At 72.7% G+C, this 12,740-nt stretch carries 9 protein-coding genes; 8 read left to right on the plus strand and 1 reads right to left on the minus strand.

Features of this window, described 5'->3' with window-relative positions:
- Positions 1-20 precede the first annotated feature (20 nt).
- The 7 genes from KI385_RS07865 (at position 21) to KI385_RS07895 (ending at position 11,754) form a co-directional block, all read left to right on the plus strand.
- Positions 21-1,211, plus strand: a complete 1,191-nt coding sequence (locus KI385_RS07865) for an ATP-grasp domain-containing protein (protein ID WP_238571493.1) — start codon at positions 21-23, stop codon at positions 1,209-1,211.
- Positions 1,208-3,001 (plus strand): IucA/IucC family protein, encoded by a 1,794-nt coding sequence (locus KI385_RS07870; RefSeq protein ID WP_238571494.1) that lies wholly within the window; start codon positions 1,208-1,210, stop codon positions 2,999-3,001. Before KI385_RS07865 ends, KI385_RS07870 begins: the two co-directional genes overlap by 4 nt.
- Complete coding sequence (locus KI385_RS07875) at positions 2,998-4,299, plus strand: MFS transporter (protein ID WP_238571495.1); 1,302 nt, start codon at positions 2,998-3,000, stop codon at positions 4,297-4,299. Before KI385_RS07870 ends, KI385_RS07875 begins: the two co-directional genes overlap by 4 nt.
- Complete coding sequence (locus tag KI385_RS07880) at positions 4,287-6,068, plus strand: IucA/IucC family protein (RefSeq protein ID WP_238571496.1); 1,782 nt, start codon at positions 4,287-4,289, stop codon at positions 6,066-6,068. Before KI385_RS07875 ends, KI385_RS07880 begins: the two co-directional genes overlap by 13 nt.
- Positions 6,065-7,288, plus strand: coding sequence for a type III PLP-dependent enzyme (locus KI385_RS07885; protein ID WP_238571497.1), 1,224 nt, complete (start codon positions 6,065-6,067; stop codon positions 7,286-7,288). Before KI385_RS07880 ends, KI385_RS07885 begins: the two co-directional genes overlap by 4 nt.
- Complete coding sequence (locus KI385_RS07890) at positions 7,285-7,464, plus strand: hypothetical protein (protein WP_238571498.1); 180 nt, start codon at positions 7,285-7,287, stop codon at positions 7,462-7,464. The genes KI385_RS07885 and KI385_RS07890 overlap by 4 nt, the downstream gene beginning before the upstream one ends.
- A gap of 75 nt (positions 7,465-7,539) precedes the next feature.
- A complete protein-coding gene (locus KI385_RS07895; RefSeq protein ID WP_238571499.1) occupies positions 7,540-11,754 on the plus strand; it encodes a bifunctional nitrate reductase/sulfite reductase flavoprotein subunit alpha in 4,215 nt (1,404 codons plus the stop codon).
- 22 nt (positions 11,755-11,776) lie between these two features.
- Here the strand turns inward: KI385_RS07895 and KI385_RS07900 are convergent, their stop codons facing one another.
- Positions 11,777-12,373: a class I SAM-dependent methyltransferase gene (locus KI385_RS07900; protein WP_238571500.1), complete on the minus strand. Its 597-nt coding sequence runs from the start codon at positions 12,371-12,373 to the stop codon at positions 11,777-11,779.
- A 98-nt stretch (positions 12,374-12,471) separates the two neighbouring features.
- Between KI385_RS07900 and KI385_RS07905 the strand changes: the two genes are divergently transcribed.
- Positions 12,472-12,681 (plus strand): hypothetical protein, encoded by a 210-nt coding sequence (locus KI385_RS07905; protein WP_238571501.1) that lies wholly within the window; start codon positions 12,472-12,474, stop codon positions 12,679-12,681.
- Positions 12,682-12,740: the final 59 nt, after the last annotated feature.

A 12,740-nucleotide genomic window follows, 5' to 3' on the forward strand; every position in this document is an offset into this window, starting at 1 on the left:
ATCCCGAAGGGGCCCCGCACATGCGGATGTACCTGCTCGCTCTCAACCCCACCGACTCGGTCACCGATGGATTCCTTCCCGCCGCCGCCCGCCTCGGCCTCGATCTGACGATCCTGACGGACCAGCCCGAAGCGCACCGGCGTGTCTCCCCTCAGACCGAGGTCCTGGAGTGCGACGTCCACGACTTCCGCGCCGTCATCACCCGCATGGCGAACCACCACCCCGCCGCCGCGGTCTTCACCAACAGCGACCATCTGCAGACCCAGGCCGCCCTGGTCGCCGAGTACTTCGGGCTGCCCGGCAAGGACTGGCGGGCCGCGCTGCGCGCCAAGAACAAGGCCGAGATGCGCCGCCATCTCGCCGCGGCCGGCGTCGACACCGTACGGTCCGCGGAGCTCGCCGCCGGCCAGGACCCGTCCACGCTCACCGCCGCCGGCCTGCCCTACCCCTGTGTCCTCAAGCCCCGCGAGGGCGTGGCGAGCGAGGATGTGGTGCTCGCCGAGGACCCGGAGGAGCTGGTGACGCTCGCCAAGGAGATCCAGGCGCGACGCCCGCAGGCGGCGCTGGTCGCCGAGGAGTTCCTCGCCGGTGAGCTCCACACCCTGGAGACCCTCGGCGACGGCCGCGTACGGCATGTCCTGGGCGGTTTCCACACCGTCGTCTCCGCCCCGCCGGCCTTCATCGAGGAGCGGCTCGATTTCGTCGCCGCCCACCCCGAGCCCGTGGTCGCGCAGGTGCTGGCCCAACTCGACGCGCTGGGTGTCGGGTTCGGCGCCTGCCACACGGAATTCATGGTGCACGAGGGCCGCGCGCGGCTCGTCGAGGTGAACTACCGCGTCATCGGGGACCAGTGCGATCTGCTGCTCGCGCAGGTCCTGGGCATCCCCCTCTTCGAGCACATCCTGCGGACGCACCTGGGCGAGCCGCTGCCCGCCGACCTGGGCGCGCGGCGCGACGGGGCGGGCCGGGTGGAGTACGCCTGCGCCGACCGGGCCGGGACGCTCACCGCGGCGCCCGCCGCCTCGGACCGGACGGTGGACGGCGTACGGCTCTCCTACCGGCCGCTGCGCGCGGTCGGCACCGAGCACCCGCACTACCGCACCAACCGCGACTACCTCGGCGTACTGCGGGCCACCGGCACCGACCGGGTCGCCGTGGACCGGGTGTCGGACGACTTCCTCGCGGCCGAGCGCTGGGAGATATCGTCGTGACCGTCGCGCTCGACACCGCAACCGACCTGGCCGGGGCCGCCGAGGAAGCCGGGCTGCTGCTGCGCGTCCTTGGCGCGCTGCTGCGCGAGGACGTGGTCGGCCTGCGCACCCGCGGCACGCTGCTGGAGCGGCCGGACGGCCCCTGGCTGAGGCTGCCCGCCGACGACGCCGCCGGGGCGCTGCTGCTGCCCCTCGGCGAGGACGGCTACCAGAGCGCGTACGCTGCGCGGCTGCCGCTCCTGGTCCGCGAGTCCGACGGCGCCCGGCTCACCACGATCGACGAGGTCCTCGCGGCGCTCCGCGCGCTCGCCGACCCCGTCGACCACGAGGGCTTCGACGCCTTCGCCGAGGAGTGCCGCCAGACCCTGGCGACGATGCGGCTGCACGCCCGGACCCGGGACGAGGTCGAGGACGAGCTGACCCTTCGCCATGGACCCGATCCCAGTGGCTGGTCGGGGCTGGACGGCGGCCTGGCGTACGACACGCTCGCCGCCCGGCTCGACCACCCCGTCTACCCGACCGCCCGCGGGCGGTCCGGGCTGGACGAGGACCAACTGCGCGCGCATGCACCCGAGTTCCGGCCGGACTTCACGCTGCGCTGGCTCGCCCTGCCGCGCGCCGCGGTCACCCTGCCGGGCGGCGGGGCGACGCTGCCCGCCTGTTGGCCGACGCCCGCCGACCTGGGCCTCCCCCACCTCGACGGCAGTCATCTCGCCCTTCCCGTCCACCCGTTGACGCTCGGCGACCCGCTGGACGGCGCGCTGCGCGAGAGGGGCCTGGAGGGCGAGGCAGTGTTGTCCGAGCGCGCCGTGGTCGACGTCGTACCGACCCTGTCGATGCGTACCGTGGCACTGACCGCCGACCCACGGACGCATCTGAAGCTGCCGCTGGCCACCGCCACGCTGGGCCTGCGGAACCGGCGCACCATCAAGCCCCGTACGCTCATCGACGGTGCCGAGGGCCAGCGGCTGCTGGAGACCGTGATCGCCCGCGAGCCGCGCTTTCGGGAGTCGGTCCTGCAGGCCGACGAGACCGTCTACGCGCACGCCGACCACGAGCTGCTGACCGTGCTGTGCCGCCGCTACCCCGCGGGGCTGGAGGGCAGTGCCGTGGTGCCGATGGCCGCACTGCTCGGCCGGGCGCCCGGCGGGCGGCTGGTGATCGACCACCTCGCGGACCGCTTCTACGGCGGCGATCCGCTCGCCCTGCTGGACGCCTGCCTCGCGCTGCTCTTCGACTGGCAGACCACGCTCTTCGGCTACGGCATCGCGCTGGAGTCCCATCAGCAGAACATCTCGCTGGTGCTGGACCACGCGGCGGACGGCACCCGGCTGCGGCTGCTGTTCAAGGACAACGACGGACCACGGATCAACACCGCCCGGCTGCGGGACACGCTGGGAGCCGACGCTCCGGACCCCACGGTCTTCGCCGACCCGCGGATCTTCGCCGAGAGCGACCGGCCGGTGCTGGACCTGTTCGCCACCATCACCGTCCATCTGTGCGCCGGTTCGTACGCCTTCGGGCTCGCCCGGCAGGGGCGTGCGCCGCTCGCGCGGCTGCTGGGTCTGGTCCGCGACCGGCTCGCCGAGGCCGTCGAGCGGCTGGGCACCGGCCCCGGCGACCCGGGCGCCGCACTGCGCGCGTACGTCCTGGACGCCCCGCACCTCCCCATCAAGGCGATGGTCAGCGCCGGGACCCTGCTCTCCAAGGAGCGTTCGGGGGCGGCCGACATCAACAAGCACTACACCACCGGCCCCAACTACCTCCTGCCGACGGGGGCTTCCCGATGAGGACCGCCACTTCTCGCCGGGTCGAGCCGGCCGCCGTCGAAACCAAGGACCGCCCGGGCCTCGCGCCCCGACAGGTGCACGCCGTGGCCGGCTGCTACTTCGTGGCGTCGTTCGCCGCCCTCGGCCTGCCGCCATATCTCACCGAGATCCTGCCCGAGCTCGGAGACGGCGCCGCCCGCTGGGCCGGTCTGCTCTACATCGTCCCCACCATCTTCGGGGCCATCGGCGCACCGCTGTGGGGACGGCTCGCGGACCGCTTCGGACGCAAACGGCTTCTGCTGCGGGCGCAGTTGGGGCTGGCGGCGGCGTTCGTGCTGGCCGGCTGGTCCGACTCGATGGGCACGTTCGTCGCGGCGCTGGTCCTCCAGGGCATTCTGGGCGGCACCTTCGCAGCGTCAAACGGCTATCTGGGGGCGGCACTTGAGGGCAATGCGCTGTCCCGTGCGCTGACCCTGATGCAGGGCAGCGCCCGTGCGGCACTGGTCTTCGCACCGATCGTCGTCGGCTCGCTGACGCCATGGCTGTCGCCGCACCGCCAGTACGCCCTGCTGGCCGTGCTGCCGCTGACCGCGGCCGTGATGCTCGCGGCGCTGCCGGAGCCGCCGGGAGCCCCGGCCGCGGCGAAGAAGGCCGAGGCCGCGACGGAGATCGATGCCGTGCAGTCGCCCGAGACGGCGAGGGGGACGGTGGCCGAGCGGGCCGGGCGTTCCCCGGTCGCGTCCCTGCGTGCCCTCTACGCCCTGGAGTTCGCCTTCGTCTTCTCCACCGTCATCTCTTTCCCGTACCTGATCTCCCTCATCAAGGAACGGATTCCGGGCACCGGCCCGATGGTCTCCGGCGTGCTGTTCGCCCTGCCCCATATGTGCTATCTGGTCGCGGCTATGGCGGTCCACACCGTCTTCCGCACCCGCCCCCGGCTCGGTATCGCGCTCGGCTTCGGCTGTATCGCGCTCGGCCTGGCCGGGCACGGCCTGGCCGACTCGCTCACCGCTTTCATCGCGGTACGCCTGGTGCTCGGCGCCGGGCTCACCCTCGGTCTGGTCTGTCTGTCCGTACTGGCCGCGGACTGCGCCAAGGGCCGCGCCCCCGGCGGGCTGTTCGGCTCGATCGAATTCTTCTCCAAGGCCGGCGCGGTCGCCGCCGGTGTGGCCGCCGCGATCGGCAACGACTGGTTCGGCCCGGCCGCGCCCCTCCTCATCGGCACCGCGATCGCCCTGGTCACGGTGCTCGCGACCGCCGCCCCTGTTCTGCTGCCCCATCTCCCCCGCACCCGCTGGAGCCCGCGATGCCTCCGCTGACCCATTCACCCGGCACTGCCCCGGCCCCCACCACCCCCACCGACCTGCCCACCGCCGACGAGGCCGTGGCGCACACCCTGCTGAACTGTCTGCTGCGCGAGGTTTCCGGCCCCGAGCACCAGACCGCCGTCGACAACGGGCAGCTGCTGCTGCGACTGCCGCGCCGCGGGGTGCTGCTGCGCATCGCGCTGCGCCGTACGTCGCTGCTCGGCGCGCACCGGTTCACCGGCCCGGTGTCCGAGCAGACCGCCGACGGCTGGGCCGAGGTCGGCTGGCGCCGACTGGCCGAGTATGTGCACGCCGAGCTGTCGCTGCGGACCGGTGTGCACAACGAGGAGTTCCTGGCGCAGATCGCCTCCAGCCACCAGGCCGTCTCCGCCGCGCTCGACGCCCGTGCCCGGCAGCGCCCGGCCGCCGCGGACCGTGACGCGGAGGACTGGCAGACCGGCTATGTCGTCTCCGAGCAGTCGCTGATCCTCGGCCACCGCTTCCACCCGACCCCCAAGGCCCGCACCGGCGACCTGGCCGCCTGGCAGTCGTACGCGCCCGAGACCGGGTCCGCCTTCCCGCTGCTGCTGCTCGCCGTACGCGAGGAGCTGATCGCCGAGGAAGCCGTCGACGACGACGCCACCGCACCGCTGGACACGCTGCACGCCGACGTCCCGGACGGCTACCGGCCGCTGCCGGTACACCCCTGGCAGTACGAGCTGCTGCGCGACCACCCCGGCCTTCAGGAGGCCCTGGACCGTGACGACATCCGCGTACTGGGCAGCGGTGAGCTGCCGTTCGCGGCGACCGCGTCCGTGCGCACGCTCTACGACGGCGCCGCGTTCCTCAAGTTCAGCCTGAACGTCCGGATCACCAACTGCCTTCGCAAGAACGCCAGTTACGAGCTGTCCGGGGCGGTGGCGCTCACCCGGCTGCTGGCACCGGTGCTCACCGACCTCGCCACGCGCTTCCCCGGCAGCGCGGTACTGCGCGAGCCCGCCTACCGCAGCCTGGCGCTGTCCGGCGCCGACGGCCGCCCGGACACCGAGCTGCTCGAAGGGTTCGGCGTCATCGTCCGCGAGGGCCTGTCCCAGCGGCTGCTGCCCGGCACCACCCCGCTGCTGGCGGCCGCCGTCGCCGACGAGTACCCCACCGGCCCGGCGCATATCTCCCGTCTGCTGGACGGCGCGGGACCGCAGGCCGCGCTGGAGTGGTGGGCCGCCTACCTCAACCTGCTGCTCCCGCCGGTGCTCGCGGCCTACTTCGACCACGGTCTGGTGCTGGAGCCGCATCTGCAGAACGTCCTGGTCTGTGTGGACGGCGACGGCATGCCCGCACAGGTCCTCTTCCGCGACCTGGAGGGCACCAAGCTCGTCCCCGAGCACCACGCCGAGCTGCTGGCCTCGCTGCCCGAGCAGGTCGCCGCGCCGATGACGTACGACGCCCAGCGCGGCTGGGACCGCGTCGTGTACTGCCTGCTGGTCAACCATGTCGCCGAGATGCTCGCGGCGCTGGCCGATCTGCACCCGGACACCGAGGCGGAGCTGTGGGCACAGGTCCGCCGCACCCTGCAGACCCACGCGGACCGCCACGGCTGCCCGCCGCGGCTGGCCGCCCTGCTGGCCGGCGTCCCGCTGCCCGCCAAGGCCAATCTGCTCACCCGCTGGGAGCGCAAGGCCGACCGCGAGGCCGGGTATGTCCTGCTGCCCTCACCGCTGGCCGAGGCCGTACTGTCGGGCGCCGGGCGCACCGACGACACCACCCCCTGGAGCGCACGATGACCGCCCCCACACCGCCGGTCCGCGACCGCGCCCTGGCCCTCTCCTCCGAGGAACTGCCGGCATATCTCTACGATCTGACGGCCCTTCGGGAGCATGCGGCCGCGGTGCGAGCCGCCCTGCCCGCGCGCGTCGAGCTGTACTACGCGGCCAAGGCCAACCCGGAGCCGGAGATCCTGGCGACGCTGCAGCCGTATGTGCACGGTTACGAGGTCTCCTCCGGCGGCGAGCTGGCGCACGTCGGCAAGGCCGTGCCCGGATCCCCGCTGGCCTTCGGCGGCCCCGGCAAGACACCCGCGGAGCTCGCTTCGGCGCTGGAGCTGGGCGTCGAGCGCTTCCATGTGGAGAGCGTCCACGAACTCCATATGCTGGCCGACCTCGCCGCCCGGCACGCCCCGGGCCGCCGGATCACGGTGCTGCCGCGCTTCAACCTGCCGGTGGGCGACGGTGCGCTGGACAGCGTGTCGCTCGCCATGGGCGGCCGTCCCACTCCTTTCGGGCTGGACCCGGATCAGGCCGACGACGTCGTCCGGCTGCTCACCGACGGCACCTATCCGCACCTCGAACTCCGCGGCATCCACGCCCACTTGGCCAGCGGTCTGGAGGCGGCGGAACAGCTTGCGGTGGCCTCCTCCATCGTGAGCTGGTCGGCAGGGCTGGCCGCCCGCCACGACATCACACTGCACGAGGTGGTCATCGGCGGCGGAATGGCCGTCGACTACGCCGCGCCGGAGCGCCGCTTCGACTGGGCGGCGTACGGCGCGGGCCTGGAGCGGCTCACCGCCGCCCACCCCGGTCTCACCCTGCGCATCGAGCCGGGCCGTGCGCTCACCGCGTACTGCGGCTGGTACGCCACCGAGGTGCTGGATGTGAAGCACAGCCACGGCGAGGAGTTCGCCGTGGTCCGCGGCGGCACCCACCATCTGCGCACCCCCGCGACCAAGGGCCACGACCAGCCCTGCACGGTCCTGCCGTCCGACGCGCCCTGGCCGTACCCCTGGCCGCGCTCCGCCGCCCGGGGCGACCGGGTCACCCTCACCGGCCAGCTGTGCACGCCCAAGGATCTGCTGTCGAGGAACGTCCCGGCCGCCGGTCTGCGCGCCGGCGACCGGGTGGCGTTCGGCCTGGCCGGCGCGTACGCCTGGAACATCTCGCACCATGACTTCCTGATGCATCCGCGGCCGGGGTTCCACTTCCTGGGCGGGACGGAGGAGGGCTCATGACCATCTCGCTGATCAAGGACGCCGAGAGCGTGGCGGAGATCGACGCGATCCTCTCCGACGGCGGCAGCGATCTCGTGCGCCGGGGGCCGCGCAGCTCAGCGGCCGTGCGCACGGGCGGCCGGCCGGATCTCACCGGGCGCCGGGGGCGACTGTGTGGCCGTCGTAACCACGGGTGATCTCCTGGCGTGACACCCGGTTAACGGGCGATCCCTAAGGTCGGGACGAGCATCCGACCACGAAGGGGACCGTCCGTGACCGCACCGAAACCGCTGGCAGAGAGCATCACGCAGGTGCGGACGGCGTGCTCGTACTGCGGTGTCGGCTGCGGGATCGTCCTGGACGTCGCGACGGGCCCGGACGGCCGGCGTACGGTCCGCAAGGCCGCCGGTGACAAGGCGCACCCGGCGAACGGTGGCCGGCTGTGCACCAAGGGGGCGACCAGCGCCGAGCTGCTCGCCGCGCCGGGGCGGCTGTCGAGCGCCCTGGTGCGCGCGGACCGCGGCGACGAGCCGGTGGCCACGGCGATGGACACGGCGATCAAGCAGACCGCGCGGCGGTTGCGCGAGATCGTCGACGAGCACGGCCCGGACGCCCTCGCGCTCTATGTGTCCGGGCAGATGACGCTGGAGGCGCAGTACCTGGCGAACAAGCTCGCCAAGGGGTTTGTGCGCACCGGGCACATCGAATCCAACTCCCGGCTGTGCATGGCGAGCGCCGGCAGCGGTTACAAGCTGTCCCTGGGCGCGGACGGCCCGCCCGGCTCGTACCAGGACTTCGAGCACGCCGAGGTGTTCCTCGTCATCGGCTCCAACATGGCCGACTGCCACCCGATCCTCTTCCTGCGGCTGATGGAACGGGTGAAGGCGGGCGCCAAGCTGATCGTGGTCGATCCGCGACGCACCGCCACCGCCGCCAAGGCGGACCTGTTCCTGCAGATCGAGCCGGGTACGGATCTGGCGCTGATGAACGGTCTGCTGCGTCTGCTGGTGGAGAACGATCAGGTCGACACGGAGTTCATCGCCGAGCACACCGAGGGGTGGGAGGCCATGCCGGCCTTCCTCCAGGACTATCCGCCCGCGACGGTCGCGGAGCTCACCGGGATCCCGGAGGCGGACCTCCGCCAGGCCGCCGAGTGGATCGGCACGGCGGGCGCGTGGATGAGCTGCTGGACCATGGGCCTGAACCAGAGCACCCACGGCACCTGGAACACCAACGCACTGATCAATCTGCATCTCGCCACCGGCGCGATCTGCCGCCCCGGCAGCGGCCCGTTCTCGCTCACCGGCCAGCCCAATGCGATGGGCGGCCGCGAGATGGGCTACATGGGGCCGGGCCTGCCCGGGCAGCGGTCGGCGCTGGTGGCCGAGGACCGTGCGTTCGTCGAGGATCTGTGGGGCCTGGAACCGGGCGCGCTGCGGGCGGACGGGGCCGGCCAGGGCACCGTCGAGATGTTCCGGCGGATGGCGGACGGGGACATCAAGGCGTGCTGGATCATCTGCACCAACCCCGTCGCCTCGGTGGCCAACCGCCGGACGGTCATCGAGGGGCTGGAGGCGGCGGACTTCGTCGTCGCGCAGGACGTCTTCGCGGAGACCGAGACCAATGCGTACGCCGATGTGGTGCTGCCGGCCGCCATGTGGGCGGAGTCCGAGGGCGTGATGGTCAACTCGGAGCGCAATCTGACGCTGGTGCGCCAGGCCGCCGACCCGCCGGGCGAGGCCTGGCCGGACTGGCGGATCATCGCGCGGATCGCCTGCGAGATGGGGTACGAGGAGGCCTTCGGCTACCACAGCGCGGAGGAGATATTCGAGGAGATCAAGCGCGCATGGAACCCGCAGACGGGGTATGACCTGCGCGGGGTGTCGTACGAGCGGCTGCGGCGCACTCCCGTGCAGTGGCCCAGCGCCGCCGCCGACGGGCCGGACCGCAATCCGGTGCGCTACCTCAACGACGGCGTCAGCCAGGAGCTGGACGAGCGGGCGGACGGCAGCCGGCCCCGGCTGTCCTTCCCCACCGCCACCGGTCGGGCCGTGTTCTTCGCCCGGCCGCATCTGCCCGCGGCCGAGATGCCCGACGACGACTTCCCGTTCGTCCTGAACACCGGCCGGCTCCAGCACCAGTGGCACACCCTGACCAAGACCGGCAAGGTCGCCAAGCTGAACCGGCTCAACCCCGGCCCGTTCGTGGAGCTCCATCCGCAGGACGCGGCGGCGCTGGGCATCGGGGAGGGGGACGCGGTGGAGGTCGCCTCGCGTCGCGGCCGGGCGGTGCTGCCCGCCGTGGTGACCGACCGGGTACGCCCCGGGAACTGCTTTGCGCCGTTCCACTGGAACGATCTGTTCGGCGAGTACCTCAGCGTCAACGCGGTGACCCATGACGCGGTCGATCCGGTCTCCTTCCAGCCCGGGTTCAAGGTGTGTGCGGTGTCGCTGGCCAGGGTCGCGGGCGATGTCGGACATCCGCAGGGCGGGGCGGGTACGGCGCGCGGTGGCGGTGCGGCGGAGCACGGTGACGACCACGGGCCGAGGGGCCGCGGTGCGCTGGCGGTGCTGGCCGAGGTGTTCCGGGTCGACGATCCTGCGCCGCCGGTGCTGGCCGAGCACGAGCGCCGCTATCTGTCCGGCTTTCTCGCCGGGCTCCGCTCCGCGCCCGCCGTCGGCACGCCCGTACTGCCGGCTCAGGCGCCGTTCACCGCGGAGAGTGCGCTGTGGGTCAACGGTGTGCTGGCCGGGATGTTCTCGCGCGCTCCGGGCACCTCGCCGACGACGACGGACCCGGCGGACGGGCCCGCCGAGGCGGCCGGCACCACGCCCACCCGTGCGCTCATCGTGCTGTGGGCCTCACAGACCGGCAACGCCGAGGAGGTCGCCGCCGACACGGCCCGGCGGCTGAAGGGCAGCGGGCGGGAGGCGACGCTGCTGAGCATGGACGACAGCGCGCCGGCGACCCTGCCGCGCGGCGCCGATCTGCTCATCGTCACCAGCACCTTCGGCGACGGCGACGCCCCCGACAACGGATCGGGCTTCTGGGAGACCCTGAACGCGCCGGACACTCCGCGGCTGGACGGGATGCGCTACTCCGTGCTCGCGCTGGGCGATTCCTCGTACGACGATTTCTGCGGCCACGGCCGGCGGCTCGACGCACGCCTCGCCGAGCTGGGCGCGGTGCGGCTGGTTCCCCGTACCGACTGCGAGCCGGACTACGAGCAGCCCGCGGGGCAGTGGCTCGATCAGGTGCTCACGGCCCTGGCGGACGGCGCGGAGCGGGGCGGCGGGGCGGAGGACGACACCGCCGTGGAACCGGGCACCGCTTCGGCCCCCGCCCCGGCCGCCGGCCGCCCCTCCAAGGCCGCGCCCGCCCTCGCCCGTCTCGTCGGCAACGAGCTGCTGAGCCGCCCCGGTGCCACCAAGGAGGTGCGCCGGTTCACCTTCGACACCCGTGACGGCGACGGCACACCGCTGGACTACGAGGTGGGCGACGCGCTCGGCGTACAGCCGCAGAACTGCCCCGAGCTGGTCGCGGAGTGGCTGGCCGTCACCGGGCTCGACCCCGCCGCCACCGTGGACCTCACCGGCCTCGGCGGCGTATCGCTCGGCGAGGCCCTGCACCGCCATCTGGACATCACCACGATCACCCCGGGTCTCCTCCGGCTGGTCGCCGAACGCACCGGCGACCGGGTCCTCAAGAAGCTGCTACGGCCGGACAACAAGGGCGAGCTCGCGCAGTGGACCTGGGGCCGGCAGGCCGTCGATGTGATCGCCGAACACCCGGTCCGGGCGGCCGCGGCGGAGTGGGCCGCCGTGCTCACCCGCCTGCAACCCCGGCTGTACTCCATATCGTCGAGCCCGCTGACCGACCCCGGGCTGATCCGTCTGACGGTCTCCGTCGTCCGCTACGACAACCACCGCGGTCACCCGCGCAAGGGTGTCGCCTCGACCTTTCTGGCCGATGCCGAGCCGGGGAGTCCGGTGCCGGTCTTCGTCCGGCGCACCGCCCACTTCCGGCCGCCGGCCGACCCGGTCACCCCGATGGTGATGGTGGGCCCCGGTACCGGCGTCGCGCCCTTCGTCGGCTTCCTCGACGAGCGGCGCGCCCGCGGCCACCGCGCCCCCAACTGGCTCTTCTTCGGCGAACAGCGCCGCGCCACGGACTTCTACTACGAGGACGCACTCGACGGGCTGCGCCACGACGGGCTGCTCACCCGTCTGGACACCGCCTTCTCCCGTGATCAGCGCGCCAAGGTCTATGTCCAGGACCGGATGCGCGAGCACGGCGCCCATCTGTGGGCCTGGCTCCAGGACGGTGCCCATTTCTATGTGTGCGGTGACGCCTCCCGGATGGCCAAGGATGTCGACCGTGCGCTGCGCGATATCGCCGTCGCACACGGCGGCCTCACGGAGGACGCGGCGGCCGGCTACGTCAAGCAGCTCGCGGCCGAGAAGCGCTATGTCCGCGATGTGTACTGAGCTTCGTCCCGTGCCCGCCGTCTCAGGCGGGGACCGAGCGGAGCATCACCAACGAGCCTTCACAGTAAGGCTGTTCGCGCAGTGCACCGAACCGCTTGTCCCAGCCGCCGCTGTCGAGGTCGCGCCGCAGGTCCGCGGTGAACCGGGCGCGTGCCTGCGCGTCCACGAAGCACGCGTACAGCCAGAAGCCCCGCACCATGTCCGGATCGCAGGTCAGCACCACGACCGGGCCCCGGGCCACCCGCCGCATCTCCCGCCGCATCTCCCGCCGCCCGGCAGCGGGGTCGCTCCACTGGTGCACGCTGAAGGTCGTCATGGCGGCGTCGAACGAGTCGTCGGCGAAGGGGAGTTGTTCGGCGACGGCATCAACGGCCCGCGAGAGGTGGGCCGGACGCTGTGCGCGCATGGACGCGGAGGGCTCCACGGCCGTCACATCGAGGGTGGTCGCCTCGTAGGAACCGGCGCCGGCGCCGACATTCACCACCGTACGGGCGTCGCCGAGCGCCTGGCGGATCCGGGCGGCGATCCGGTCATCGGGCTTGCGGTGGTCGGCATATCCCTGGCCCACGGAGCCGTGGTCCACGTCTCCGGCGCTGCCGTCCGGTGTGCGTCCCTTCATGGCATGAACGTAGTGCTGCACGAACGCGCTTTTGGGTTTTTTTCTTGAACGGGCCGACCGCGGGCATTGGACGCACGATGGAGAGGAAGGAGAGCGCCATGACCGCGATAACCGCTGACACCACGACCGCCGATGCCATGACCACGGAACGCGAGCCCAAGGGACCGGGCCCCGTGCCGAGCGATCCCCGTCCGGTGCCGCGTGACCCGGTTCCGGCCGAACCGGAACCGGACGAGCCGGGCCCGAACCGCGCGGAGCCGCCCGGTGCCGAGCCGGGCGAGCACCCGGCCCCCGAGCCGCCCGACTGAGCCGGCCGACCCCGGTTGCACGCACCGCGTCACGACAGCAAGGTGTAGTGCGTGGTGCA

The sequence above is a fragment of the Streptomyces inhibens genome, from assembly GCF_022221585.1.
GTDB classification, from domain to species: Bacteria; Actinomycetota; Actinomycetes; order Streptomycetales; family Streptomycetaceae; genus Streptomyces; species Streptomyces inhibens.

What these genes read in the sequence shown, in the direction of transcription:
- KI385_RS07865 (WP_238571493.1), top strand. Translation starts at nt 21, where the DNA reads ATGCGGATGTACCTGCTCGCTCTCAACCCCACCGACTCGGTCACCGAT.
- KI385_RS07875 (WP_238571495.1), top strand. Translation starts at nt 2,998, where the DNA reads ATGAGGACCGCCACTTCTCGCCGGGTCGAGCCGGCCGCCGTCGAAACC.
- KI385_RS07880 (WP_238571496.1), top strand. Translation starts at nt 4,287, where the DNA reads ATGCCTCCGCTGACCCATTCACCCGGCACTGCCCCGGCCCCCACCACC.
- KI385_RS07885 (WP_238571497.1), top strand. Translation starts at nt 6,065, where the DNA reads ATGACCGCCCCCACACCGCCGGTCCGCGACCGCGCCCTGGCCCTCTCC.
- KI385_RS07890 (WP_238571498.1), top strand. Translation starts at nt 7,285, where the DNA reads ATGACCATCTCGCTGATCAAGGACGCCGAGAGCGTGGCGGAGATCGAC.
- KI385_RS07900 (WP_238571500.1), bottom strand. Translation starts at nt 12,373, where the DNA reads ATGAAGGGACGCACACCGGACGGCAGCGCCGGAGACGTGGACCACGGC.
- KI385_RS07905 (WP_238571501.1), top strand. Translation starts at nt 12,472, where the DNA reads ATGACCGCGATAACCGCTGACACCACGACCGCCGATGCCATGACCACG.